32 protein-coding genes, 1 tRNA gene and 1 pseudogene are annotated in these 25620 nt (G+C 48.8%); 22 read left to right on the top strand and 12 right to left on the bottom strand.

The window, feature by feature from the left end; all coding sequences use genetic code 11:
• Positions 1–44: 44 nt before the first annotated feature.
• The 5 genes from AAIG26_RS05605 to folD all read right to left on the bottom strand — a co-directional run bounded on the left by AAIG26_RS05605 (position 45) and on the right by folD (position 4640).
• Positions 45–569 (bottom strand): metal-dependent hydrolase, encoded by a 525-nt coding sequence (locus AAIG26_RS05605; RefSeq protein WP_343180187.1) that lies wholly within the window; start codon positions 567–569, stop codon positions 45–47.
• Positions 570–735: 166 nt separating this feature from the next.
• Complete coding sequence (gene malI, locus AAIG26_RS05600; RefSeq protein ID WP_020456846.1) at positions 736–1752, bottom strand: Mal regulon transcriptional regulator MalI; 1017 nt, start codon at positions 1750–1752, stop codon at positions 736–738.
• Positions 1753–1822: 70 nt separating this feature from the next.
• Complete coding sequence (locus tag AAIG26_RS05595; protein WP_044489584.1) at positions 1823–3322, bottom strand: PTS transporter subunit EIIC; 1500 nt, start codon at positions 3320–3322, stop codon at positions 1823–1825.
• A 237-nt stretch (positions 3323–3559) separates the two neighbouring features.
• On the bottom strand, positions 3560–3772 hold the full coding sequence (ybcJ, locus tag AAIG26_RS05590) for a ribosome-associated protein YbcJ (RefSeq protein ID WP_017455715.1): 213 nt from the start codon (positions 3770–3772) through the stop codon (positions 3560–3562).
• A 1-nt stretch (position 3773) separates the two neighbouring features.
• Positions 3774–4640: a bifunctional methylenetetrahydrofolate dehydrogenase/methenyltetrahydrofolate cyclohydrolase FolD gene (gene folD, locus AAIG26_RS05585; RefSeq protein WP_020456848.1), complete on the bottom strand. Its 867-nt coding sequence runs from the start codon at positions 4638–4640 to the stop codon at positions 3774–3776.
• A gap of 536 nt (positions 4641–5176) precedes the next feature.
• On the opposite strand from folD, the gene fimA reads away from it, so the two are divergent.
• The 6 genes from fimA to sfmF all read left to right on the top strand — a co-directional run bounded on the left by fimA (position 5177) and on the right by sfmF (position 10866).
• Positions 5177–5722, top strand: coding sequence for a type 1 fimbrial major subunit FimA (gene fimA, locus AAIG26_RS05580; protein WP_020456849.1), 546 nt, complete (start codon positions 5177–5179; stop codon positions 5720–5722).
• 69 nt (positions 5723–5791) lie between these two features.
• Complete coding sequence (locus tag AAIG26_RS05575) at positions 5792–5980, top strand: hypothetical protein (RefSeq protein WP_020456850.1); 189 nt, start codon at positions 5792–5794, stop codon at positions 5978–5980.
• 46 nt (positions 5981–6026) lie between these two features.
• Positions 6027–6719: a type 1 fimbria chaperone FimC gene (gene fimC / locus AAIG26_RS05570; RefSeq protein WP_343180186.1), complete on the top strand. Its 693-nt coding sequence runs from the start codon at positions 6027–6029 to the stop codon at positions 6717–6719.
• Positions 6720–6743: 24 nt separating this feature from the next.
• Complete coding sequence (locus AAIG26_RS05565; protein ID WP_343180184.1) at positions 6744–9329, top strand: fimbrial biogenesis usher protein; 2586 nt, start codon at positions 6744–6746, stop codon at positions 9327–9329.
• A gap of 4 nt (positions 9330–9333) precedes the next feature.
• A complete protein-coding gene (fimH, locus tag AAIG26_RS05560; protein ID WP_343180182.1) occupies positions 9334–10338 on the top strand; it encodes a type 1 fimbria D-mannose specific adhesin FimH in 1005 nt (334 codons plus the stop codon).
• Positions 10339–10347: 9 nt separating this feature from the next.
• Positions 10348–10866 carry a fimbria assembly protein gene (gene sfmF / locus AAIG26_RS05555; RefSeq protein ID WP_343180180.1) on the top strand — a complete coding sequence of 173 codons (519 nt, stop codon included), beginning with the start codon at positions 10348–10350 and terminating at the stop codon, positions 10864–10866.
• A gap of 52 nt (positions 10867–10918) precedes the next feature.
• Here the strand turns inward: sfmF and fimZ are convergent, their stop codons facing one another.
• From fimZ to AAIG26_RS05535, 4 genes are all read right to left on the bottom strand, one after another.
• The gene (gene fimZ, locus AAIG26_RS05550; RefSeq protein WP_020456855.1) at positions 10919–11551 is read right to left on the bottom strand and encodes a fimbria biosynthesis transcriptional regulator FimZ; all 633 of its coding nucleotides are present in this window, start codon (positions 11549–11551) and stop codon (positions 10919–10921) included.
• 604 nt (positions 11552–12155) lie between these two features.
• Positions 12156–12941, bottom strand: coding sequence for a DNA-binding response regulator (locus AAIG26_RS05545; protein ID WP_238328358.1), 786 nt, complete (start codon positions 12939–12941; stop codon positions 12156–12158).
• Positions 12901–13548 carry a hypothetical protein gene (locus AAIG26_RS05540; RefSeq protein WP_343180179.1) on the bottom strand — a complete coding sequence of 216 codons (648 nt, stop codon included), beginning with the start codon at positions 13546–13548 and terminating at the stop codon, positions 12901–12903. Before AAIG26_RS05540 ends, AAIG26_RS05545 begins: the two co-directional genes overlap by 41 nt.
• Positions 13538–13819, bottom strand: coding sequence for a hypothetical protein (locus AAIG26_RS05535; RefSeq protein WP_020456858.1), 282 nt, complete (start codon positions 13817–13819; stop codon positions 13538–13540). The genes AAIG26_RS05540 and AAIG26_RS05535 overlap by 11 nt, the downstream gene beginning before the upstream one ends.
• A 3-nt stretch (positions 13820–13822) precedes the next feature.
• Here AAIG26_RS05535 and AAIG26_RS05530 point away from each other — a divergent pair.
• The 4 genes from AAIG26_RS05530 (at position 13823) to AAIG26_RS05515 (ending at position 16884) form a co-directional block, all read left to right on the top strand.
• Positions 13823–13899: transfer RNA gene (locus AAIG26_RS05530), tRNA-Arg, on the top strand.
• A 165-nt stretch (positions 13900–14064) separates the two neighbouring features.
• Positions 14065–15234: a tyrosine-type recombinase/integrase gene (locus AAIG26_RS05525; protein WP_343180177.1), complete on the top strand. Its 1170-nt coding sequence runs from the start codon at positions 14065–14067 to the stop codon at positions 15232–15234.
• Positions 15235–15583: 349 nt separating this feature from the next.
• Positions 15584–16120: a hypothetical protein gene (locus AAIG26_RS05520; RefSeq protein WP_340224101.1), complete on the top strand. Its 537-nt coding sequence runs from the start codon at positions 15584–15586 to the stop codon at positions 16118–16120.
• A complete protein-coding gene (locus tag AAIG26_RS05515) occupies positions 16108–16884 on the top strand; it encodes a DUF1828 domain-containing protein (protein WP_343180175.1) in 777 nt (258 codons plus the stop codon). Before AAIG26_RS05520 ends, AAIG26_RS05515 begins: the two co-directional genes overlap by 13 nt.
• Before the next feature lie 33 nt (positions 16885–16917).
• Here the strand turns inward: AAIG26_RS05515 and AAIG26_RS05510 are convergent, their stop codons facing one another.
• Positions 16918–17094 (bottom strand): hypothetical protein, encoded by a 177-nt coding sequence (locus tag AAIG26_RS05510; RefSeq protein ID WP_174240586.1) that lies wholly within the window; start codon positions 17092–17094, stop codon positions 16918–16920.
• 76 nt (positions 17095–17170) lie between these two features.
• Positions 17171–17560, bottom strand: coding sequence for a hypothetical protein (locus tag AAIG26_RS05505; protein WP_343180173.1), 390 nt, complete (start codon positions 17558–17560; stop codon positions 17171–17173).
• A gap of 671 nt (positions 17561–18231) precedes the next feature.
• Here AAIG26_RS05505 and AAIG26_RS05500 point away from each other — a divergent pair.
• The 5 genes and pseudogenes from AAIG26_RS05500 to AAIG26_RS05480 all read left to right on the top strand — a co-directional run.
• Positions 18232–18417, top strand: a pseudogene (locus tag AAIG26_RS05500) (AlpA family phage regulatory protein); the annotation flags it as partial.
• A 200-nt stretch (positions 18418–18617) separates the two neighbouring features.
• Positions 18618–18773 carry a DUF6387 family protein gene (locus tag AAIG26_RS05495; RefSeq protein WP_343180172.1) on the top strand — a complete coding sequence of 52 codons (156 nt, stop codon included), beginning with the start codon at positions 18618–18620 and terminating at the stop codon, positions 18771–18773.
• On the top strand, positions 18751–19506 hold the full coding sequence (locus AAIG26_RS05490; protein WP_343180171.1) for a DUF6387 family protein: 756 nt from the start codon (positions 18751–18753) through the stop codon (positions 19504–19506). Before AAIG26_RS05495 ends, AAIG26_RS05490 begins: the two co-directional genes overlap by 23 nt.
• Before the next feature lie 186 nt (positions 19507–19692).
• A complete protein-coding gene (locus AAIG26_RS05485; protein WP_343180170.1) occupies positions 19693–19890 on the top strand; it encodes an AlpA family transcriptional regulator in 198 nt (65 codons plus the stop codon).
• Between the two features lie 105 nt (positions 19891–19995).
• The gene (locus tag AAIG26_RS05480; protein WP_343180168.1) at positions 19996–20610 is read left to right on the top strand and encodes a Rha family transcriptional regulator; all 615 of its coding nucleotides are present in this window, start codon (positions 19996–19998) and stop codon (positions 20608–20610) included.
• Between the two features lie 70 nt (positions 20611–20680).
• Here the strand turns inward: AAIG26_RS05480 and AAIG26_RS05475 are convergent, their stop codons facing one another.
• Entirely contained in the window at positions 20681–20863 is a 183-nt protein-coding gene (locus tag AAIG26_RS05475) for a YlcI/YnfO family protein (protein WP_343180166.1), read from the bottom strand.
• A 190-nt stretch (positions 20864–21053) separates the two neighbouring features.
• Between AAIG26_RS05475 and AAIG26_RS05470 the strand changes: the two genes are divergently transcribed.
• The 7 genes from AAIG26_RS05470 (at position 21054) to AAIG26_RS05440 (ending at position 25601) form a co-directional block, all read left to right on the top strand.
• Positions 21054–21260: a host cell division inhibitor Icd-like protein gene (locus AAIG26_RS05470; RefSeq protein ID WP_343180164.1), complete on the top strand. Its 207-nt coding sequence runs from the start codon at positions 21054–21056 to the stop codon at positions 21258–21260.
• The gene (locus AAIG26_RS05465) at positions 21253–21705 is read left to right on the top strand and encodes a hypothetical protein (RefSeq protein ID WP_160271036.1); all 453 of its coding nucleotides are present in this window, start codon (positions 21253–21255) and stop codon (positions 21703–21705) included. The genes AAIG26_RS05470 and AAIG26_RS05465 overlap by 8 nt, the downstream gene beginning before the upstream one ends.
• Positions 21692–21994: a hypothetical protein gene (locus AAIG26_RS05460; RefSeq protein ID WP_160271035.1), complete on the top strand. Its 303-nt coding sequence runs from the start codon at positions 21692–21694 to the stop codon at positions 21992–21994. Before AAIG26_RS05465 ends, AAIG26_RS05460 begins: the two co-directional genes overlap by 14 nt.
• A gap of 88 nt (positions 21995–22082) precedes the next feature.
• On the top strand, positions 22083–22466 hold the full coding sequence (locus tag AAIG26_RS05455) for a hypothetical protein (protein ID WP_160271034.1): 384 nt from the start codon (positions 22083–22085) through the stop codon (positions 22464–22466).
• The gene (locus AAIG26_RS05450) at positions 22459–23067 is read left to right on the top strand and encodes a hypothetical protein (protein ID WP_160271033.1); all 609 of its coding nucleotides are present in this window, start codon (positions 22459–22461) and stop codon (positions 23065–23067) included. Before AAIG26_RS05455 ends, AAIG26_RS05450 begins: the two co-directional genes overlap by 8 nt.
• Before the next feature lie 9 nt (positions 23068–23076).
• Complete coding sequence (locus AAIG26_RS05445; protein ID WP_343180162.1) at positions 23077–25206, top strand: DUF927 domain-containing protein; 2130 nt, start codon at positions 23077–23079, stop codon at positions 25204–25206.
• A complete protein-coding gene (locus AAIG26_RS05440; RefSeq protein WP_043954523.1) occupies positions 25203–25601 on the top strand; it encodes a single-stranded DNA-binding protein in 399 nt (132 codons plus the stop codon). The genes AAIG26_RS05445 and AAIG26_RS05440 overlap by 4 nt, the downstream gene beginning before the upstream one ends.
• Positions 25602–25620 lie beyond the last annotated feature (19 nt).

Raw genomic sequence — 25620 nt, 5'->3', positions numbered from 1 at the left:
CGCTTTTTTGTTGTCCCTTCAAAACCACTGGCGGTGGTCAATATTTATCCCCGCCGCATTTTCCATAACAGCAGCATCAGAATCACACCCGGTAGCCACACCCACAGCAACTCCGAAATGATCACCTGGTGACCATACGGCGTGTTATAGCGCGATAGCGCAAACGGCGCGACTTTGATCACCTGCCACGGCGCGAAGAACCGTTCATCCGACCACGGCCACAGCCAGCCGACGCCTTTCCCACCGGTAGTGATGGAATCCAGCAGGCTGTGCGACAGCAGCGACACGGTGAGAAACGCCCAGCAGCGCGCCAGACTCGCTTTGAAGTATTTTCGCCCAAGCCAGGTCACCAATAGCGGCACCACAAAAGCAAACAGCAACGAGTGGGTAAACCCGCGGTGGCCGAAAACATTGCCGTAAGCGACACCGAATTTAAACGCCAGCACGTCGGCATCGGGCAACATGGCAAGCCCTATCCCCGCCAGCAGCAAGCCGCGTGGGATCACTTTACTGCCAAGCCCCAACCCCAGACAAAGCGGGACAGCAGCATGTGTAACAATCGTTGGCATAACGCAGGTCTCTGAAGAAAAACGAAATTATAGCCGAAGCGCCAGGCGGGTAAACTGCGGGGTTTTCTGAATCTTTTCTCATCAGAACAGAACCGGGCTGGCTGGTTTTAAGCCGACATGAGGTTACAGCCCGCGGGGACGCCGCGGTCTGCCCGACGTGTTCGGATTACGCAGACTCGCGAGCAATCAGCTGGCCGGAAAGCGTGATGCGCTGCGTTTGCAACTCGGGCTCTTTCAGCTTGCGAATGATCAATCCCGCCGCCTGGCGTCCAGTCTCTTCACTGGCGGACGAAACATAGGTAAAGGAAGGTGAGGTGAGATTGACGTGCAGCATATCTTCAAAGCCGACGAGCGCCACTTGCTGAGAGAGGAACACATCTTTGCCCACCGTATGCCCGGTCTGGTGGATCCCGGCGATGGAGCCAATCATGGCATCCGGCGAGTGGCAGAGCAGGGCGGTAATAGTGCTGTTTTTTTCCAGTAACTGGCGGACAGCGTAGCTTGCCGCGCGGGTATCGTCGCTGCAGGCCGGAGTGGCTTCTTCGCGTACTACCAGCCCGTTCTGCGTCATTGTGGTGCGAAACCCCAGCAGACGTTGCTGGCGCATTAAATCGCCTTCAATGCCGCCAATATAGGCAATGTTGCGGTGCCCGCGTTCGATGAGATAGCGCGTCGCCAGGCTGGCGGCCTGACGGTTATCGCGCATGACCAGGTTGCACGCTTCATTGAGTAGCGACTGTGACACCACCACCAGCGGCAGCGGGCAGTCGCGAATTTGGGCGGGAAGCGTTGAGCTGCGCGTATCGGAGGCGAGATAAATCACCCCGGCAACCCCTTGTTGTTTGAAAGACAGCAGGCAGCGTTCCAGGTGATCGCCATCGTTGAGCGGCTGACCGAGAAAAACCATGTAACCCTGTTTTTCCAGCTCCTGCACGATGCTGGCCATCACTTTTATCGAGAAGCTGTCGCTGAAATCGCGCAGGATAAGCCCAATCAGGTTGGAGGTATTGGCACGCAGATTCGCGGCAGCAACATTGTGAACATAGCCAAGCGCATCGATAGCGGCATGGACTTTAGCGATCGTCGCTTGTGATATTTTCCCTTTCTGGCGCAGCACCAGCGAGACGGTGGAAACGGAAACGCCCGCCTGTTTAGCGACATCAATGATGCTGACTTTCTTCAAACTCGCTCCCTGATTTTCCCGGTTTTCCACCTGATATGGCGCGTACTGGACGCGCCAACCCGGTATCTTATTATTTGCCGATCATTGTGGACATGGTCTGGGCGATAAATTGCGCCCTCGCACCGAAAATAACCTGAATACCGCTATCACCGACAAATACTACGCCGCGCGCGCCCAGGCCATTAAGGCCATCTTTATCCACCATTTCACTTTTCGCCACTTCCAGGCGCAAACGGGTGATACAGGAACCGACGGAGTCGATATTTTGCGCACCGCCCAGCATGGCGATGATCTCGGTTGCCAGTTCGCTGTCAGTTTTATCATCTGCCACAGCGGTAACTTCCGTGCGTCCCGGCGTTTTCACGTCGAAGCGACGGATCACAAAACGGAAGGTGAAGTAATAAATCAGCGCCATCGGGATGCCAACGATCACCGCGTTAAGGAAGTTGGTCTGATAACCGTTAAACGACGGCAGGATGCCGAACGACAAGTAGTCGATAAATCCGGCAGAGAAGGATTTCGCGATGTGCGCGTGCAGCAGGTACATCGTCATATACGCCAGACCGGCCATAATGGCGTTAAAGACGTAGAGAATGGGCGCGACGAAGATAAAGGTGAATTCAACCGGCTCGGTAATGCCGGTCAGGAAGCAGGTCAACGCCGCAGAGAAGAGAATACCGAACGCGATCTTCTTATTGCGGGTGTGCGCTTCGTGGTACATCGCAAGGCAGGCCGCAGGCAGCGCAAACAGCATCAGCGGGAACTCACCCTGCATAAACTTACCGGCGTTCTGGTAGGTATCACTGCTAAAGGATTTCACGCCTTCTTCCAGCATTTTGAACCAGATAGTCTGATCGCCATGGATCACCTGGCCGGCCTGCGTGGTGTAATCGCCAAACGAATACCAGAACGACGGATACCAGATATGGTGCAGACCCAGTGGGATCAGCGCGCGTTCCACTAAACCGAAAATAAACGTCGACGCGGCCTGATTATCGCCGTTGACGATAACGGAAAGCGCATCGATGCCCGCCTGGATATGTTGCCAGACATAGGGCAGCAGCAGGCCGAGCACAAAGGATAAGAATGCGGTAGCGATAGCAACAAAACGCTTACCAGAGAAGAAGCCGAGGAACTCCGGTAACTGCATGGTGTGGAAGCGGTTATAACACCAGGCAGCAAGAATACCGCAAATCAGCCCGCCAAAGACACCCATTTGCAGGGTTGGAATGCCGACCACCATGGCATATTTTCCGCCTTGCGAGGCCATTTCCGGCGTGATACCTAACATGGTGCCGATAGTGATATTGGTAATGAACACCGATACCGCGGCTGAAAGCGCCGCAATACCCGATTCTGAAGCGAGACCAACCGCCGAACCGATGGCGAACAACATCGGCAGGTTATCGAAGATAACGCCACCTGCGTTCATCATCAGCGGCAGGTGAAATTTATCGCCGAAAGCAAGTAACAGGCCTGCGGCTGGCAGCAACGAGATTGGCAACATTAACGCGCGGCCAATCATCGACAATTTAGACAATGATTTAACAAACCCTGATATCAGACTCATGCTGATTTCCCCCGAAGTAGCGCTCTTTTGGCGCCGTTATTGTTAGTAGAACGTTTTAGTAGAACGTTCTACTCATCGTGGGATAAGTCGTAACGGGCTGCAACTAAATTTTCACATTTAGCCAGATGAATTAATGATTCTTTGAGGTTGATCGGTAATTAACCGTGATGACGGCAGGGGGAAGGAGAAAGAAGGTGCCGGGCTGCGGTGATGCGACACCCGGCTTGCTACGCGTGATTACGCGGTGACGGTAACGCTTTGGCCTTCAAAACTCACCGTTTGACCGGCGACGATTTTGCAGCGTTTGCGCGTTTCAACCGCGCCATCCACTTTGACAAAGCCATCGGCAATGGCGATTTTCGCCTGTGCGCCGCTTTCGCTCCAGCCTTCGAGTTTCAGCAGATCGCACAGCTCAACGTGCGGATGTTTACCGAGAGAAAATGTTGCCATCCTATACGCCTTTTACATCATGGTATTCTTCACACGCCTGCAGCGTGTTCTGGATCAGGGTGGCGACCGTCATTGGGCCAACGCCACCCGGTACCGGCGTAATATACGCTGCTCGCGCGGCGGCTTCTTCATAAATCACATCGCCGACGACTTTGCCGTTTTCCAGGCGGTTAATACCGACATCAATCACAATCGCGCCTTCTTTGATCCACTCGCCGGGAATAAAGCCCGGTTTACCCACGGCGACAATCAGCAGGTCGGCGTTTTCAACGTGCTGGCGTAGGTTTTTAGTGAAGCGGTGCGTCACGGTGGTGGTGCAACCGGCCAGCAGCAGTTCCATGCTCATCGGACGGCCAACGATATTGGACGCGCCAATCACCACGGCGTTGAGGCCGAAGGTGTCAATGTTGTAACGCTCCAGCAGCGTGACAATACCGCGTGGCGTGCACGGGCGCAGACGCGGCGCACGCTGGCACAGGCGGCCTACGTTATACGGGTGGAAACCATCTACGTCTTTGTCCGGCGCGATGCGTTCCAGCACTTTCACATTGTCGATGCCCGCAGGCAGCGGCAACTGCACCAGAATACCGTCAATGGCGGTATCGGCGTTCAGCTTGTCGATAAGCGCCAGCAGTTCCGCTTCGCTGGTGGTTTCCGGGAGATCGTAAGAGCGGGAGATGAAACCCACTTCCTCACAGGCTTTGCGCTTGCTGCCGACATAAATTTGTGATGCCGGGTTGCTGCCAACCAGTACGACCGCCAGGCCCGGAGCGCGAAATCCTGCCGCGACGCGCGCCCGAACTTTTTCAGCAACCTCAGAGCGCACCTGCTGCGCAATCGTTTTACCATCAATAATCTTTGCTGCCATCAGAGAGAGGATTCCATCTGTCATATCAACTAAGGGGATGGCGGCTATTTTGTCAGAAGCGCGGCGCGCTGTCAGTCACCGTTTGCGGATTTCGCCGCCGCTGCGCCTGAAATCTCAGCAGATCAAGGGCTTCGCCGTTGTTGGTTGTTAACCAAATTTCAACAATTCATCACCCTTAAGAAAGTCCGCTATTAAGCCACTGTTACAGGCGTTTACGGCTATTTCTTATCCCTTTAATAAATAAAAGCCAGGCCTTTTCTTAAGCCCGAATAAGAACAGACCTGGTGTAATGACAGTAATGGCGAATATTTTAACTTTTACGAAATCACTACTGTCGTGCTGTGGCTAGTTGTTATGTCCACAGAGAAAAATATTGGGTGTTTTCCCAGGGAAGAAATGGGAAGCGAATAAGTTGTTCCCGATGCGTTATATCTTCACAGGAAAAGATTCTTTCATCTGGTATTTAGCGTATTCAAGTCTCAAACGGTTTTCGGCAGGATGTCGGAATCGCAACTTTTTATTTCAAGGAGAACATTATGAAAATGAAATTAATGGCTAGTTCTGTTGCTGCTGGATTGATGCTGATGGCAGGTGCCGTACAAGCAGACACCGTAAGCGGCGGTAATATACATTTTGACGGGGAACTGGTGAACGCAGCTTGCGCGGTCAGCACTGCTTCCGCCGACCAGACAGTGACGCTGGGGCAATATCGCACCGCTTCATTCCCGGATGTGGGGGCAACCAGCGGCTCTGTACCGTTCAACATTGTGCTTAATGACTGCGATCCTGCCATCTTCCCGACGGCTTCTGTCGCGTTCTCGGGCCAGGCCGATGCCGCCGATAATACGCTACTGGCGGTCACCTCCAGTGACAACAGTGCAACGGCAAGCGGGGTGGGGATCGAAATTCTTGATAATGCCTCGAAAACACTGAGCCCGGACGGCGCAAGCTTCTCCACCGCTCAGGCGCTGCTTGAAGGCACCAACACATTACACTTCTCCGCACGTTACAAAGCCACCAGCGCGACCGCGACACCAGGGCAGGCAAATGCGGATGCGACGTTCATCATGAAATACGAATAACCCATTACTTCCAGGGATGACATGGCCTCAGGGACGAGGCGCTTGACAATGTAATGCGAGAAATTATTCATGATGAGGACAGGTCTCACGCTGGCGCTGTTTGATCAAAAGCAGCGACACAGCATGCCGCTCTCTTATTTCCCCACGATCGCTAATGAAGCGGCAATCCATTTTTATGCACGCTACCGTGCGATTACAGAGCGTATTACGACACGACGTTTACATTCTGTTGTCTGGTTTCCGCTGGTCTACCCCTGACATATTTCTTATGGCCCGCATAATATTCTGAAGAGTTATTTGCGCTATGAACATTTTTTTTAAATCAGGTTGGATTATCAGTCTTTTAATATCTATCGCGCTGCCAGTAAAAGCCGCTGGAGGAATAGCACTTGGCGCAACCCGGGTTATTTATCCTGCCGGGGATAAGCAGACCTCGCTTTCTATTTCTAATAGCGATGGAAAAGCACGTTTTCTGGTGAATTCATGGGTGGAAAATAGTCGTGGAGAAAAAGAAAAAACGTTTGTTGTGACCCCGCCGCTGTTTGTTAGCGAGCCGGAAAGTGAAAACACGCTGCGTATTATCTACGCCGGGCAACCGTTACCCGACGACCGCGAATCTCTGTTCTGGTTGAGCGTAAAAGCGATTCCATCGGTGAATAAAGAGAATGCCACAGACAAAAACGTGCTGCAGTTGGCTGTTCTCTCTCGCATAAAGCTATTTGTTCGCCCGAAAAGTCTATCGGGGTTAACAGAGGATGCGTCTGCGAAACTGCAGTTTTCGCGTCTCGATAAACACCTGAACATCACTAATCCCTCCGCGTATTACATCACTCTGGTGAATGTTCATATGGGCAAACAGAGGCTCGACAATGTCATGGTTGCGCCTAAAGGCCGCGCTCAGTTGCTTATTCCGCCTGATGCTCAGGGCGGAGTGACTTTCCAGACGGTGAATGATTACGGCGCGCTGACGCCGGTGAAAACCGTTGGTCTGCCATAACAGAGACAAATGACAGGGATGCCTATGAATAAGCGCACGTCTCCTTCAGCTTACTCACGGCTGGCGTTGTCGCTGCTGGCGGTGTTGCACCCGGCGATGAGCCGCGCTGAGAACTACTTCAACCCGGCGTTTTTATCAGAGGATGCCGCTGCCGTTGCCGATTTATCACGCTTTGAAAAAGGTAACCAGCCTCCGGGCGTTTATCGGGTGGATATCTGGCGCGACGGCGAATTTATCGCCACCCAGGATCTGCGTTTCGATATTGCCCATCACGGGGCGACGCCCGCTTCCGGTGGTCTGATGCCATGCTTTACTCTCGATTTGCTCAAGCAGTTGGGCGTTAATATTCGCGCTTTTCCGGCGCTGCTCACCGATAATGGTGACGCCTGTATCGATATCACGACCGCCATACCGGGGGCTGAAGCTGTTTTTGATTTCTCAGCAATGCGGCTGAATATTGGGTTGCCCCAGGCTTCGATGCTGAACAGCGCACGCGGTTACATTCCTGCCGAGGAGTGGGACGAAGGCATTACCGCCGGGTTGCTTAACTATAGCTTTACAGGGAGCCACAGCACCGGCAGCAATAACGGTTTTCTGAGCTTACAAAGCGGGCTGAATTATGGCTCATGGCGGTTGCGTAATAATGGTGCCTGGCGCTACAGCAGCAGCGGAGCGGAACACACCCGCAGCTGGAAGACCATCGGAAGCTGGTTGCAACGTTCCCTTATCCCGCTAAAAAGCGAGCTGGTGATGGGCGACAGTAATACCGGCAGCGACGTGTTTGATAGCCTCGGTTTTCGCGGGGTGCGCCTTTACTCTTCCGATAATATGTTTCCCGATAGCCTGCAGGGTTACGCGCCAACCGTACGCGGCATTGCGCGCACGCCTGCCAAATTAACCATCCGCCAGAACGGCTATGTCATTTATCAGAGTTATGTCTCGGCGGGTGCTTTTGTGATTTCTGATCTGAACCCTACCTCATCCAGCGGCGATCTGGACGTTACCGTCGATGAGAAAGATGGCCGTCAACAACGTTATACGGTGCCGTATTCGACGGTGCCGATCCTGCAACGTGAAGGGCGCTTTAAATATGACCTCGTGGCCGGGAATTTTCGCAGCGGCAACGATCAACAATCTTCCCCTTCTTTTGTTCAGGGGAGCGTGGTCGGCGGCCTGGCGGGCGGTTACACCGCCTATGGCGGAACCCAACTGGCAAAGCGTTATAACGCCTTTGTGCTGGGGGCTGGAAAAAACCTTGGCGGCTGGGGGGCGATATCGCTCGATTTTACCCAGGCACGCAGTGAACTGGCGGATGGCAGCACACATCAGGGGCAATCGTTGCGCTTTTTGTATGCCAAATCACTCAACCAATATGGCACCAACTTTCAGTTACTCGGGTATCGCTACTCAACGCGCGGTTTTTACACGTTGAGTGATGTCGCCTATCGCCGCATGGAGGGGTATGAGTATGAAGATCAGGACAAAAGTGAGGGGGGACGGAAGCCAAAACCGGTGCTTGTTAGCTATCACAACCTCAACAACAACAGAAAAGGGCGCTTTCAGGTCAATATCTCGCAAAACCTGGGGGATTACGGCTCGTTGTATATTTCCGGCAGCCAACAAACTTACTGGAACAATGTTAAGCCCAGCAGTTGGTATCAGATCGGTTACGCCAGCGGCTGGCGGGGGATAAGCTACTCGCTTACCTGGTCGTGGAACCGCTCACCCGGCATCAATAATACGGATCGTATTATTGCGTTGAATCTTTCCGTACCGTTTAGCGCTCTGAGCGGGCAGCGCTTCAGCCGGGGAAGCGCGCTGGATCATACGTATGCCAGCCTTAACGCTAGCCGTAACAGCAACGGACAAAATAGCTGGCAGAGCGGGGTTGGCGGCACCTTACTTGAAGGGCGCAACCTTAGTTACATCGTAAGCCAGGGGCACAGCAGCACAAATGGCTACAGCGGCAGCGCCAGTGCCAACTGGCAGGCCGGTTGGGGCACGCTCGGCCTCGGTTATAACTACGATCCCTACCAGCACGAATATAACTGGCAGCTTGGCGGTGGCGTGGTCGCGCATGCCGACGGGGTAACTTTTGGCCAGCCGCTTGGCGATACCAACGTACTTATCAAAGCGCCGGGCGCGCAGGGCGTGCGGGTGGAAAATCAGGCCGGGGTGCAAACCGACTGGCGAGGCTACGCCATCGTCCCTTATGCCTCCGTTTATCGATACAACCGCATTGCGCTTGATACCAACACGATGGATAACCACACCGATGTGCAAAACAGCGTCAGTAGCGTCGTGCCCACGCAGGGCGCGCTGGTCCGTGCCAGCTTTGACACCCGGATTGGTGTACGCGCACTGATTTCGCTGATGCGTGGCGATCGCCCGGTGCCGTTTGGTTCGGTGGTACGTGAAACCGGCAGCGGCGTGACCAGCCTGGTGGGCGAGGACGGACAGGCGTATTTAAGCGGTTTGCCATTGCAGGGTGAACTGCTGGTGCAGTGGGGAGACGGCACGCAATCGCGCTGCCTTGCTCGCTACTCCTTACCGGAAGCCAGCCTGCAACAGGCGGTGGTGATGACAAGCGCCCGTTGTGAACAAGGATGATTTTATGAACAGATTTCATGCACTGCTTTGCGGCTTGTTGTTAATGGCAGCGACGTCGGCGCAGGCCACAATTTGTGTGAACGCGAAGGGCATACCGACAGATATCTATTATGACCTGTCGAACCTGTTTACCAGCGGGAATAACCATGTTGGTGAGGTGGTGACGTTGCCGGAAAAATCCGGCTGGGTTGGCGTCCAGGCTATCTGTCCTGCCGGCACCAAAGTGAATTACACCTACCGAAGCTATGTCTCTGACTTGCCGATACATACCATTGATGGCGGTTACAAATACATGAGGTTAAATGATTATCTGGAAGGGGCGATGAGCATCACCGATGATTACGCCGGCATCTTTTTCCCGCCGAGAAATTTTATCCGCATGGGAACACACCCCAACGTACCCAATCAGAAACCTTTTGGTGTAATGGACTCGAAGCTTATCTTTAAACTTAAAGTGGTGCGGCCGTTTATCAATATGGTGCCGATCCCGCGCCAAACCATGTTCAGGGTATATGTCACCAGTACGGACATCGATGCGCTCACGGTACCGGTCTATACCATTAGCTACAGCGGCAAAGTGGAAGTGCCGCAAAGCTGCAAACTCAATGCAGGCCAGGTCGTTGAATTTGAGTTTGATAAAATTGGCGCCGCGCTCTTTAGCCAGGCCGGGCCGGGGAACCGCCCGAACGGCGTTGATCCGCAAATTAAAACCGTGGCAATAGCGTGCACCAATGTTGACGCTCAGGCCTATCTTTCGATGCGTCTGGAAGCGGAAAAAGCCAGTGGGCAGGTAATGGTTTCTGATAACCCTGATGTGGGGTTTGTCGTGGCCGACCGTGAGGGCAATCCGCTTACCCCCAACACGCTGGGTAGCAAAATCCCTTTCCAGCTTGATGACAACGCCGCTGCGCGTGTTGATATCAGTGCGTGGCCGGTCAGCGTCACAGGCTTCAAACCCGCCGAGGGCGATTTTGTGGCGCGGGGCTATTTGCGCGTTGATTATGATTAAGGAGCCGTGATGTTTATCAAACCACGCCATGTCATGCTCGTTGGCTGCTGGCTGAGCCCGTTTGCGATCGCCGATACGCCGCTTGGAGAAATCAACATTCAGTTACGCGCAACGGTAGTGGACTTTACATGCTATGCCGAGACGGCCGACAACGACAAAACGGTGCAATTAGGACGTTGGCCAACCAAACAGCTGCAAAATGCGGGTAATACCACGCCACTGGTACCTTTTAGCTTGCGGTTAGTGGGGTGCCCGCCAGGTAGCGCATCGATCACCTTTTCGGGGAAAGCCGCCAGCAACCCGGCACTGCTGGCGTTAAAAGATAGCGTGATGGCACAGAAAGTGGCTATTGAGCTGCGCGACAGGGATCGCACGCCGCTAGCGCTGGCGACAGCCAGCCAGGATATAGCCGTGGACAGCAATGGCAATGCAACGCTGCAGTTCTACGCAAATTACATCGCGCTGGCAGATAATCCTGTACTCGGTACGGCAAATGCCGATGCCACTTTCGCGATTAATTACTATTAATTTTATTTTCAATAAAGCATGCGCCCGGTAATCTTTTTCCGGGCGTATAGTGCTATAGCAGTTCGTGTGATTTGGCGTAATCAATCAACTCGACGATGGTATGTACACCGAGTTTCGAAAAAATATTCGATTTATGGGCGCTGATCGTCTTGTTGCTTAATAAAAGCTGTTCCGCAATTTCTTTGTTCGATAATCCGTTGGCGAGGTAGCGTAATACCGTTACTTCTCTATTAGATAGTGGCATGTCCCGCTGTTCTCCTTTCTTTTTGCCCGGTTGGTTTATATAACTCAGCGTCTCAGATGGGAAGAAAGAGTACCCGGCAAGAATCATCTTTACGGCGTTATAAATATCGTTGAGCTCTTTCCGCTTACTGACAAAACCATTAGCGCCAGCGCGAATGGCTCTTGCAGCATAGAACGATTCAGATTTTGATGATAAAAAAAGCACGTTGACATCTTCTCGTATCGCCTTGATTCTTCTCAATAAAGTAAAGCCATCTGTTTTAGGGAGTTCAATATCCAGAATAACCAGATCAACGGGAAGCGTACGGATATAATCAAGTGCCGCACGGCTATCATCCGTTTTTAGTACCACTTTAACATTCTGGTTTTTCTCTAAAAGCACTTCTATCGACATCCTGACAATAGGATATTCGTCCATAATGATAACGGAAGCCGGTTTCATCTTTTTGCCTCAGATTGTTTTTTTAACGCTACGCCTTTGTGTAAATGCGATAGGCGTCGAAAAGGTAAATGTAACTTCAAGTATTCTATGAGGAAAAATAATTCCCTTGAAAAACCGATAGCATCCTTACTCGCCAAGTTATTTTCATTCGTAATTTACGAATGCGGGGAATATCAATTACGTGCTAATACAGAGAGATATCGTAATTATTAATAAGTTACTGTAATTATACCTGGGAAGTTCTGGCAGAAAAGCGTTAAGAGTTCATGAAGGCTATTTCTAAATATGAAGTTCTGAGAGCAATAATAGGTGATTGAATATTTGGCATGATAGCTTGCTGATTTTGATAAGCATGGTTTTTTACGCTCTTTTTAATGGTTAAAACAATTTAATTATTTGATTGTTTTCTTATTGTTAATCGCTGTTATCGCAATTTCTTTGCTACAACGCTGGATAACAACGTGCGTCTTGGGTGGAATCTGAGTGGATTTTAAAAAAAGACAGTACCAGGAATAGTTGTAATTGTTGGTTTTATGTAAAAAAACATACCTGGCAAGAAAAATTGACTAAGTAATTTCTTAGATAAGGAGGATGGCAACGCCTGTTATCCCCAATAGTGATTAGCATCTATCGTTAAGCGGTGCAGTAAATGAAGCAAACTTTGACGATCGGGCAACCCAAGTTGCCTCAGTTGTAGGTTGAGACGATAAACCATGCGATGGTAAGGCAGATTGAGTAGCTGAGCGACATGTTTCAGCGTTTTTCCTTGCGCCAGCGCGGTGAACATCTGCCACTCTACCGGCGGAAATTTGCGCGAAACATCAACAGGTGAGGCAGGAGCCAACAGCGCCTGCCTGAATGGCTTGACGGGGAGATCCCGTTTTATTACGCGAAAGGGACCAGCCGCGCGCAGGAAATTAAACAGTGGCGCGTCGCTTTTTGTCGCTAACAGATAGATATGAAGTTTGCGATTGTGCGAAGCGAGCTGCCGCAGGGTTTCCAGGGCGCTAAAACGCGATGTGAGCAGGCTCTCCATATCCACGATCAGGTGCGAGAGATGCGGCTCCGCGAACCGATGATGTGCTGAATCAAGCGATGAAAACACGGCGTTGCGTTTACCGGAGAAGAGCCCCCTGTTCCAGGCATAGCTGAGAAAACTATCGGTTGAAATTAATATCTGGCTGATGATGCATTCAGGCAGGGCGAAACTGAGCTGCTGAGTAAGGTGTTCCAGCCTGTCAAACACCGGCGGCGGATATTCCCGATAGGGTAAAACCCGGTAATCGGGCCTGTGGAGGCGATTTTTTTCCCGGCGGATGAAAGTTCGCATTTTCCCTCGCAAACGTATTTCACTTTTCGTGACCGAAAAGTGTTGGCCAAAAAAAGCCATGCGCAAACTGCGCATCCGGCTGTTGTGCTGTTTCGCGCCATGTAATGGATGCCATATGAGCAAAATGACTGGGCTGGTTTATGCCCGGTTTGAGAATATCGGGCGTATAAAGGCGCTGCCAGGTTGCCGTTTTATCAACCAGTAAGCTGGAAATATGCAAGCCTGTATCAGCAAAAGCCTCTGGCGCTTCCCGGGTGCGATTGTCCAGAAAAAACGCGACACCAGAAGAGTGAAGTTGTGTGACGGTGTGATGGCAATGGATATGTTGCGCGCCACCATGCACCGCAAAAGCCTGTAAGTTCAATGATTCAACCGCTAAATCTGGGCGATATACTATCGGGATGTCCATAAATGAGATGGTGTAAGACTGATAGTGAAGTGGCAGATTAGGCAAGGATTGGCGTGTTGATCCCGGCAATGTTAAGTTTCGCGTCTGGTCGTGTAATAACCGCAGCGCAAACGAACTGTAATCGCGTTCAACCCTGTTTCCGGTCGCGGCAATAGCTGGCCGACGGTTAAGCATCCCATCACTATTATCGCGCTGTATAATCGGTTTTGATTTACATTGATAAGTCCGGCCTTGTTTGTGTTTTGCTCTATTTGTCACGAATAGGCTCCATTACATTAGTTAATGGAAACATTTTGTCCTTCACAAAGCGGGGGATATAGGCGCGAATACTTAAAGAGACATGGGACTTTTCCCAGGAAGCGATCAGGATAAGTAGAAAGACCAGGTCTTTTCGGGCATAAATGGGGCAGGTGTTGCGAAAATGCGCAGCGTCGTTCACTAAGCAAGCAACCAGCGGAAAATACATTGACTCACCAGGCGCTGACCGTATAATTCCAGGCGTTTCCACCTCAACGGTGAGCATCCACATAATGCGCCCTTAGCTCAGCTGGATAGAGCAACGGCCTTCTAAGCCGTAGGTCACAGGTTCGAACCCTGTAGGGCGTACCATCCTTTCTTCTACTCACGTCTCCATAAGTCTACTAAACCCAGACTCCACGCTGTTTCTCCATTATCTTTTGTCTCCCATCGTCTATTAACATATCTTGAAATCTACCGTTATGTGGGGGTACATTTGGGGGTATATTCTGTTCAATGAAATGAGACACCCCCAGAATGAAGCTCACCGCACGTCAGGTAAGCACTGCCAAACCTCAGGACAAGCCCTATAAACTCTCTGACGGGGGCGGAATGTATCTGCTGGTTAACCCAAATGGTTCTCGATACTGGCGACTCAAATATCGTTATGCAGGTAAAGAGAAGTTGCTGGCTCTTGGCGTATACCCTGATGTCACCCTGGCTGATGCGCGCGATAAACGTAATGAGGCAAAACGTGTCATTGCGGCTGGCAGCGATCCATCTGATGTGAAGCAGGCCATTAAAAACGCCAAGGCTTTAGCAATGCAGAACAGCTTTGAACTGATTGCTGTTGAATGGCATAAACACAAAAAACCTAACTGGTCATCTGGTTATGCCGACGACATCCTTGAGTCGCTCAGGAAAGATATTTTCCCTTATATCGGCAAGCGTGCCATTACGGATATCAAGCCTGTAGATATGCTGGCCGTTCTGAAGAAGCTGGAAGAAAGGGGCGTACTGGATAAGCTCAAGAAGATACGACAGGCCTGTAAGCAAATTTTCACATACGCAATCATTACCGGGCGTGCAGAGTTCAATCCAGTTGCGGATCTGGCGGGAGCACTCAAACCACCGAAGCAACAACACTATCCTCATTTACAGCGCGATGAACTTGGCGGATTTATTGAAGCTCTTATGGATTATAGCGGCAGTAAAATCACCCGGACCGCCACCTTACTGTTGATGTACACCGGTGTCCGTACTATTGAATTACGTGCCGCAGAGTGGAAGGAATTCGACTTTTCAAATGACCTCTGGCAGATACCTAAAGAGCGTATGAAAATGCGCCGCCCTCATCTGGTTCCTCTTTCGAGCCAGGTGAAAGCGATGCTCCTGGAGGTTAAGAGCATTACCGGGCGCGGTAAATATGTTTTTCCCGGGCGTAATGACGCCGGCAAGCCGATGAGTGAGGCCAGTATCAACCAGGTCATCAAGCGAGTAGGGTACGACGGCAGGGCAACAGGCCATGGCTTCCGGCATACCATGAGCACTATTCTGCATGAGCAGGGGTTTAACACAGCATGGATTGAAGCTCAGCTTGCCCATGCTGACAAAAATACTATTCGCGGGACGTATAACCATGCTCAGTATCTGGAAGGGCGAAGAGAAATGATGCAATGGTATGCCGATTTCCTGGCGGCATTATAGATGCTCCAGGTAGTACTACCTGATAAAACACCAGGTGTTGCACAGGCTGATGATGATCTAAGATTTGTCCTAACAGGGTGAATTTTGTGCATTACAAGGAAACGTAATGAAATTTGCCTTAGGTGTAATCACTATCTGTATAACCATGTGGTATCTGCTTTGCGACATGTGGTGTGCATTGCCAGTAAGGTAATACGTGTTGGCTGCTGTAGCTGTAGTGGCCGGAAGAGGCGTTTGGGTGATGCCGCAGACGTACAGGAAGCATGGGTAATTCATGGCAAGAATAGACGCTTGGGTTATGTAGGTCAGAAAAATTACTAAAGCAACTAATTCAGGATGAGCAAATTCAGTGGCGAAGAAAGGTGACTTCAAGCCGTCGCAAAAAGATGTCGATGAGGCAATAAATGTTCCAAAGCAAGTGTCATTCACGGGCGTCTCTTGGAGTGCCAGCGATGGCAGGCAGCCGATTTGGTATAAACTTGACCTCAAAGCGTTTGATGTCGATGGAAACCCAATTGTCGGTATCAGATTCTTGCTACATTGGCGATATCCGCTTGTTGAAGGGGTGGACACAATAAAGCTGTCATTTGTCATGCTAATGCAGGACAGAAGAGTTTATGCGCTCGACCCCTATCCTTCTGAAAGGCACAGGAACAGAAGTAAGGTTGATCACCCAGACTTTGTAGAAGTCGCCATAGGTCCGCATTACCACATGTACTTCGAATCTGTGGGTGATGAGATAGCCCTAAAACTCGATACCGACATTGCGCCGGATGACTTTTTTAGTTACTGGAATTACTTTTGCTCTAAGCTTAATATCAAATATACAGGCAATCCGCCGCTACCAAATCAGGACAATTCAGGCCAGTTATCATGGGAAATGTAACGTGTTCAACAGTCATATCTAAGCTCGGGTTTGAGTGTCACCCAATGAGCGATACGCTGTTGCGCGTGATCAGCCCATTCACATACTATGACGATAGCGAACAGATAAGTGTGTTCGTGCAAGAGTTAAGTGGTCAGTATCGGATCACTGACTACTGCGACACTTTGATGAACATGGAATCTAAGGGTATCAATTTAACGAAAAAGAAAATTGACCTCATAAGATCCTCGCTGGCATCTCAAGGTGTGACTCTTAATGAATCTGGTGAAATAACTGCCTGGGCTAACGAAAAAACGGTTGGCGTGATGACTGCTAATGTCATTCGTGGTGGTCTCCTTGCATCAGCCCAATCAGCTGATTGGTATGCAGAAATAAAGGATGATAAATTTGAAAAGTGCGTCATTAACTATCTGAAATCACAAGGGCTAGGAGCTAGATTGTCTCTCAAAGAAAAAGTGAGAGGAATAAGCGGTCACGAGATTACAGTACCAATAACCCTCAAGCAGGAATCGAAATTGTTGGCCCCTAAAAGGGGATTTACAGTAAGTCTTAACAGCCAGAGAGGGTGGAATACTGCTCACGCTACTGTTGGTAAGATTGTTGATATTAGTCATTCAGTACCGCTAATCAATAATCGCTTTGTTATTGTAGATAGCGAAGGCCTAAGCCATGAGCTACAGCAGTTATCCTTACTATTCAACGATGATGCTCTTGTACTCCCCTTTCACAATAGAGATAAGTGGATTGAATCTCTTGTTGCTTAAATAACCCGGCCACCGCGCCGGGTTTTTATTGCCTTACTCATCTTCTTTCGCCAGCAGTCGTTTGATAAATTCCAGCTTCGCTGTCTGCCTGCGCATCTCCAGAAGCTGCAGGGCCTCGTATGCTTCTATCCCGACAAGCTGGCTTTGGTCCAGCTTGTCCAGGTCAGCCTTGAGTAACTCTATTTCGTCATCAGTAATTAGTGGTCTCATGTCATTACCTTTCCATCATGGTTAGCTGGTCCCGATTATTACCTTTCATATGACATTGGTAGTTATGGGGCAGTTCCTATTTCAGGCAGTTGCCTGTCACCTTACCTATCATCGCCTTGGATGAATCCAGCCCACCAAAGCCAGAGATTGTTTTGGTCATAAGGACGGTGCCATCTTTCTGAATGACCCAAGTTTCCATTGCATGCTTGCCTGGTTCGGTCGTTAATCCCAGCACAACATTATCGCTGAATGGCCTGTAAATCATGCCGCCTGCATCGAGCCCGTCATACAGAACTGCAGCCCTTTCACCATCAATCACTATGGTGAATTTCCCGTTGAATCCGTCATCAATACGGGAGTATCCCTCTCGTTCACTGTAACTGGAGCCTTTCACCCCTTCTACTGTCCAGCATGCAGCGTGAACAGATACAGAAAACAACATAGTTGCGACCACAAACCATTTCATAACTCTTTCCCGAAGCATTGAACAGGCTCTTACTATTGCAAAGGACTTATATGCAAGTAAATCGTTCATGTTGGGCTGAAAGTAATTGTTCCAGTTGTTCCGGTTGTTCCATTTACCTTCATTAGTCAGTAAGTTGATGTATGCATTGGTTTATATTATTTATATATGGAACAACTCTGGAACAATATTGAGGGCGTTTGGAACAACATACTGTGCGAATGGATAGTGATTAGTTGATAGACAAGACACTGGACAAGTAGACAGCAGTGTTCTACATTACACTTTAATTGACAATGATTGCTGTTTTGCAATCTTCGGCGCTGAAAAGTGCAATGCTCTTTAAAATGATGTTTCTCGCCCGATGCGGGCGAGCTACCATAGGACGTGGTAGACTCTTGCCCTGAAAAAGGGCAAATATGGATAGTTTATGCATCTTAGTGCATTGACACTCACCAGCATCATTTTTTAGTTCTTTAAAACAAACGGCTCATGACCTCTAGCAGGGTCATATTCTTCCCTTATAAAGAAGGCAGATGCGCTGCCTGCATTCTTTAATAGCTTTCAGTTTTAACAGTACTTAAGAATCTGTATTCAAAACCCAAACAGTTCCAAAAAACCTGCCATTTAATGGACAGGTTTTTTTGTCGTATCTGTTGCTAGGGAATAGTTCTATGTCCAAATACTCTTATCTGTTCTGTCTTTCTGAGCTTCTATGCAGAACTGGCTACAGTAAGGCATGCATTTATAGATTAATCAAAAAACGCTTTCCTAACTCCATGAAAATTGGAACTCTTTCTGTAGTATTTATCGAAAGTGAGATAAATGAGTGGATAATTCAGTGTATCTCTGATTATCGTCACAATTTTATATCTTGGGATAATTATTTTTATTACTACCACCATTGTCATTTTTTACTGATTTTGCATACAGTGAATTATGGACTAATAGACGACACGAGACGATAATAGACGTAGCGAATAAGGCTATGTCTAGGTTGATCCCCGAAAACCCGTACACCTCTGCGGGCTGACATAGCCGCCAGAACCAGGGGAGTGAGGTGCGTATGATTCGAGCGACAAAAAAAGATTTATCATGGTTTGAACTCACTAATTACGAATTTATTAATGATTTAACATTCTCTGAATTTATCGTTGAACTTGAGTGGAGAGATTTTCTTTATCGCTATATTGATGAAAAATCATCTTTTTTTTGATAATGAATACGAAATTAAATATCAACGTATATTTGAAGGAGATCCAAACCTTGATATTCCAAACAAAGAGGAAAGAGAAAATGAGGAGTTTATTCATAGCATAAATGACCAAACGCCTTCCTTGCGAAATATGTACGGGGAATTGCCTAGTATATCATCAGGTTTGGGAGTGACTCCTATAAGTTTTACAGAGCTTTCAATGTATGGTTATTGCGCTATTGATAAGGGTTTTTTTAAAAGAGATGATGAATATTTTTATATAAAGGCAGAGGCTATGCTCGCGAGCGTTTCAGGAAATCTGGATGATTGCTTTGCTCATTCAGTATTGTTATCAGTTAATTTAGATGATGCAACTGATGAAGAAATAATAGCCAGTATAAAAAAACTACTTCCATTATGGAGGAAACAGTTGGAGCTACCTGAACATGCCCATGTTGCTCAAAAAAGGATTGGATTGAAAACTCTACAAAAATTAATGAGCAACAGAGTAATACCTATCCTTGATCTGCTTATTTGGGAGAAGCGGTTCGAAAAGGAGGTTACAAACCCAATGATAGGGGCATTAGTCTTTAACGATGATCCAAAAGACACTCAGGCAATTAAAGAGACCATCAAACCGTTCGCATTAGAGGCTATGAGTGAGCAATATACACGTTTGCTTCGCCTTCATATGAATAAAGACGGTGAAATCAACTCAGCTAAGATGTCAGAATTAATGAGTAGAATTTTGTAGTAAGTGAAATTCTGCAAAAATAAAATACACGTTTTTACAGGATTACGCTTCGAGTAGAATTATTTGAAACTCGAAGCGTTTCTTTTTCTGAGGTTTTTTATTCTCTTCCGCCCCAAATTTTTGTCGTCTACCATTCAATTATCTACTTGCGTCTACTTAAGTGCATTATGGATTATAGGAGTAAACATGCCTAAGGTACTTATTCGTCTCCCGGAAGTACAACGTCGTACTGGCTATAGCAAGGCTTGGATTTACCGTCTTCTTAAAGAAAAACGGTTTCCTCAATCGATAAAAATTGGATCTCGGTCTATCGCCTTTGTTGAAAGTGAAATTGATGACTGGATTAACCAGCGCATTGAAGAATCCCGTAAGGAGGTAGCCTAATTATGTACATGCAATTGTCAAAACTTGCGTGAGCTTGCAGATACATTCGGTGAGTATCTGATTGTCGCGACTTTCTTCGATTCAATTAACGACAGGTAATTATCCATGAATAAATTAAGTGCCCTTGCTGGCAAGGACTCCTCACACTCCAAGGAAATGTCGGGAGTAATTACTTTCGCTGAACAACCGCGAATGAGTAGCCTCGAAATGGTCGATTATATCAATGCTGATCGTAAAGCAAAGGCTGAATCCGAAGGGCTCGAATTCCCTTGCAAGAAGTATCGTAAGCTTGAACACCGAAGCTTTATGAGTAAGGTCCCGAAAGTGCTTGGTGAAGCAGCTGCAAATTTTTTTGCAACTGCTGTCTACGTTAATGGTACTGGCGGCCAGGTTGAACGCGATATTTATAATTTTCCCAAACGCGAAGCTTGCCTGATGGCGATGAGTTACAGCTATGATCTGCAGGCTAAGGTGTACGACTACATGGAAGAATTAGATCGGCAGGCTCATGGCTACCTCAACTGCACCGTGCAAGAACTGCAAGATATCGTGGCTGGTGCGCGCAAGATCTCTGATGAAGACTCCAGCGATGCAGGCCGTCGTTTGCGTCAACGTCAGGATGATCTTGTGGTCCTCGAAAGGGCTGAGTCATTGGTTCAAAGCCTGAGCCAATTAAAGCTGGATCTCATTGGTGGCGGCAAGCAACTGGAGGTTCGCTAATGTTGCGACTGGCTGGTGTGAACAAAAAAGGCAGCGATAATAGCGCTGCCTTAAATCACCATAGCGATCACTACTCAGATGCTTCTTTGGTTTTCTTTCTCTGGCGACGTTTAATCTCACCTTCCATTGAAGTGACGATAAATTGTGCAGTGCTTTCACCTGGTTCTTTAACTAGCTCCATTGCTTCAACCACTTCGTGGGGAGTTCGGACCTGTAGTTTTTGTGATTTAGCGTTGTGCGTTCCTGTTGCCATCAAGTTAGTCTCGTGTGGGAAGTGGAGTACAGTTTACGCGAAAAAAAATCTCATTCAATGGTTGACGTGTAGTCCACTAGCGAATAAGGTGGACTACACATTGAATTTGTTTCAATGGGAAAATAACGAAGCCCAACCGGATGGCCGTCCAGGTTGGGCCTCTGTCCACAATGTAAGTGAGGTTTACACTATGGCATATTCACATAGTACCCAAACTCGCCCTGAAAAAACATATCAGTGGCGCTTTCTGGCATTAAATCGCTCGGACATGTCAGCGAAATTTTGCCGTGTATCAGTAGAAGCACTAACCGAGCATGATGCTCGTATGGTGCTTGCACCGTTCTTTATCCTTTCTTTTGCTGGCCGTCTTCCTGTTCAGGAGGTGGCTAATGTCTGAATCAACAAAACTCCGGTTTCATAAAAAACGCAGTTCGGTGTGGGGGCGTCTTCCTTTCGTCGATCGCCAGGAAACTAAAGTAGGTTATTGCTCCTGGGCTGTACCTCGCCACGGTGGTTACTTTGGTGGCTGCGAGGCAGGTAAAGCACTGGCGATTATTTACCTGAAACATTTACGGGAGAATGGTCGTGGCCTGGGCGGTAACCTGCAATCCGTTGTTCTGGATATGTGTGACCTTGGTTTCTCTGCTGGCAAATTGACGGAACAGGAATATGCCCTTCAAGGCCAGATTGTCGGTTTCTTCAGTCTCCTCGAAGACTGGCTTGCAGCGGCAGTGAAGCATGGAGGGCAAAATCTCGACAAAGTCGAAAATGCAAAGTTGCTGAAACAAGCCAATCACTGGCTGTCAGTTCAGGACAAGGAGATAACCCATGAGCCAGATTGAACAAATCCTTACTCGTTGTTGCTCTCGTGACGAGCCGCAGGAAAAGCTGCATAAGATCAGCCTTCATTCCGAAGGTGCCTATGAAGGCATTATGTCCGGTCTTGGCTCTGTCGGTAATGTGATTTTCTGGGCTTGCGATAATGAAAATTATGATGACAAGGCGGCTCGTGAAGACCTGAGAAATATTGGCGAAATGCTGATGTATTTACCTGGTATTGCTACAGCCCTGAAATTCAACGCCGGTGAAGCTGATGCCGTATTGAGGGAAGTCAGAAACAAGAAAGCCTGACTACTTAGCTAATCATCCCGACATTATCGAAAAATTACAGCCATCAGGCTGGGGAATCGCTCGGCCTGAACACAGGAGAACGGTAATTATGAAACCGACAAATCAGAATCTCGAAAATAACAGAAAGCATATGGCGGCGGCATTTATTGAATACTGCCGTCTAAACAATCATGGTGAGCCAACCCTGAAATCGGTTATTGGCAGAAAGGTTGTTGAAATAAACAACCTGACTGTGCAATCCGTTTCCCGCTGCCTTAAAGAAAGTATTGAGAAACAGTGCTCAGACCGTTACGGGCAGGAGCAGGGCACAATCATTATGAGCGAGACCTATTCATCACTGTTGAGTCGTGACAACAGCAAACTCAATCGTGATGGCGTCGATTTAATGAACGAGGTTATGGCTGAAGTAATTAAGGCTGCACTTAAGGCACCTAAAACCAATAAATTCGGACTGGAGATTGAAAATGCATAACAAAATTAACCCCCACCAGTCTGTAGACGCGTTCCATGTCGAAGCGCATTCAGGTTTCATCAATATTTTGCGCCTTAACGATGAGCGCATTTATGAGCTTCAGGAGCAAGTCCCTTTTACTCAGGTAGCCAGCAGACTTGATGCCGGTTACTGGGATGAACAGCTTTTCCTGGGAATGAAAATTATCCATGAATGGGGAGACTCAGATCATGCAACCTCTGCGGATGAGACGTTGATTATCTGGCGATGGCTTATAGCGGCTATTTTCTTCCTGGAACAGAAGGAGATGAATGGTTCAACTGTCGCCCGTAACTTCAACGGAGAGGAATTTGATAGCGCCATTTATGTAGGGAAGCATGGAGGAATGAATCTCTTTCCTGCGGCCGAACGTTTTGCCATGGCGAATAATATCGAGGCTGCCCTCATTGAACGCTACGGTGCTGAGCAGGGAACAGCGAACGCAATTAGCTTTTATATCGCTATGAGAGGTGATAACGGCGAATTGTCGGAGCTGGGGCGGGAAATTTTGTCTGGACTCCATGATGAATTTATTCTTCAGATTCAGGATTCAGGTATTCCTGAATCCCCGACAGCGCATTGAGGTGGCAGAATGAAAAATGCACCCAATGTGAAAAAACTACCTCCTGACCAGTGGGAAGAGGCCATTATCTTTGCGGGCGATGTTGCATGGACTTTCGCCAAAGCCTGGGAAGAGTCAAACCCCATAAAAGACACTGTGCCTCCCGTCGTTCTGGGTAAGCAACAACTCGCCGAGCTGAATAAGCTGAAAATAGTTGATGAAGGTCGCCGGTCTGTTCGCATTTACCGGGGCGGCGCCCTGAGCGAGATCCAGATAAGCATTATTGCCACCAAACTTGCGAAAGCGGGGGTGCAGGAAGCACGTTTTTATTCAGAAGCGTATCACTTACTTGAAAACTGGACCGACCAACTTCAGCGACTCAAGGTACAGGAAGAAACAGGAGAAAGCGCCCTGGCTCAGGTAGAGGTGGCGGTAAATGAGAAAGAAAATATTACCTCTGATCCACTTAAAGCCCATGTCGAAAGCCGCAAAGATGGAATTTTTTGGGTCACTCCTCGCATGGATAAGGAAAGCGGGGAAATCAGCAAGAATGAAAGCTGGTTATGCTCTCCTCTGGAAGTCGCTGGAATTGGTTCAGATGGTAAAGACTGCTTTTTAATTCTGCGATGGCTGCCACATGGTTCCTGTTCATATGTTGTTCGCGCTGTTCCACTGGCTGATATCGGCGAGCGTGAAGGCTGGCGTTCGCTCAAATCTGGCGGAGTAAATGTCACTACAAAAAGTAACCTGCGCGCAATTTTAGCTGACTGGTTACAGTGCTCCGGTACCGGTCAACTCTGGCAGATTGCTCATGCCACAGGCTGGCAATGTGGTGCTTACATTATGCCTGATGGGGAAATTATCGGCTCTCCTGTAAGCCCTGTGCTGTTCAATGGTCGCAGCTCTGCTGCTGCGGGTTATACGCTCAAAGGGACAGGTGATACCTGGAGAGACAGCGTGGCGCGGCTTGCTGGCGGTAATTACTCAATGATGACTGCTGTTGCTGCTGCTCTGGCGGCTCCTCTGATCGGTCTAACTGGTGCCGATGGGTTTGGTATCCACTTTTATGAACAGTCGAGTGCCGGAAAAACCACTACTGCAAACGTTGCCGCCAGCCTTTATGGGAATCCTGACCTGCTGAGGCTTACATGGTATGGCACAGCATTGGGCCTGGCGAACGAGGCTGCTTCCCACAACGATGCATTGATGCCCCTTGATGAGATCGGGCAAGGCGCTGATCCGGTTGAAGTCTATAAGTCGGCATACGCATTGTTTAATGGTACCGGCAAGCTTCAGGGCGCTAAGGAGGGGGGCAACCGGGAGCTGAAACGCTGGCGTACCATTGCTATCAGTACTGGCGAAGTTGATATGGAAACCTTCATATCTGGAGCCGGTAAAAAAGCAAAGGCTGGTCAGCTGGTGCGATTGCTCAATATACCAATGAGCCGGGCTATTCGCTTTCATGGTTATCAGAATGGCAAACAGCATGCTGATGCGCTGAAAGATGCATACCAGAATAACCACGGTGCCGCTGGTCGTGAATGGGTTCGCTGGCTGGCAGATAACCAGGCTGAAGCTGTCAGGACGGTGAGGAAGGCAGAAGAGCGCTGGCGGGCTCTCATCCCTTCTGAATACGGAGAGCAGGTTCATCGTGTCGGTGTGCGTTTTGCCATTCTCGAAGCTGCATTATTACTTAGCCGTGAAATCACCGGTTGGGATGAACAAACATGCCGGGATGCTATTCAGTACAGCTATAACGCGTGGATCGGTGTTTTTGGTACGGGGAATAAAGAAGTTGAACAAATTGTTGAGCAGGCAATGGCTTTCCTTAGTTCTTTTGGAATGAGCCGTTTTGCACCATTGCCTTATGACGAACAAAGCCTTCCCATCCACAACCTTGCAGGTTACAGGGATAAAGATGGAAATCCGAATGAACCGGTTTCGTTCTATGTTCTTCCAGCGGCATTCAAAACTGAGGTTGCGAAGGGCTTTGATGCGTCTCAGTTCGCCAGAATCCTTTGCAACGCCGGGCTTCTTCGAAAACCAGCCAGCGGTAAAGGCTATCAGACTTTAACTCCCAGATTACGCCACCTTAACGGGCAGCGTCTTCGTTCATATTTGTTAGTTCAGCTCGATGAAAGCGAGGAGAAATCATTATGACAGCTCATATTGCAGCACACGGGCGACTGGTTGCCGATGTTCAGAGTAAAACAATATCCAACGGAAACCAGATGGCATTTACCCGAATGGCTGTTGCTCTTCCCTGCCAGAAAGCTGAAAACGGAGAAACGACATTATGGCTGGCTGTTACTACATTTGGTCGTCAGGCAGAACTGCTCAGCAAGCATTCTAAAGGTGACATTATCAGCGTTTCAGGAAGTCTGCAGGTAAGCCTGTGGGTTGACGGGAATGGTGAAACCCAGTCCGGCTTACAGGTCATTGCTGATTCAGTGATAAGCGCCAGAACAGTCCGTTCAGGTGGTAACCGGAAACCATCAAATGGCGGTAAATCGCAACAGCCGGCTCCGCAGTATTCCGACGATGTACCGTTCTGATATCAGGTGATGAATATGA

Origin of the sequence: Kosakonia sp. PSU_27 (assembly GCF_039409795.1) — a bacterium.
Lineage (GTDB): Bacteria > Pseudomonadota > Gammaproteobacteria > Enterobacterales > Enterobacteriaceae > Kosakonia.
The sequence above is the reverse complement of the archived record's forward strand: the minus strand, read 5'-3'. Positions and strand labels throughout refer to the sequence as shown.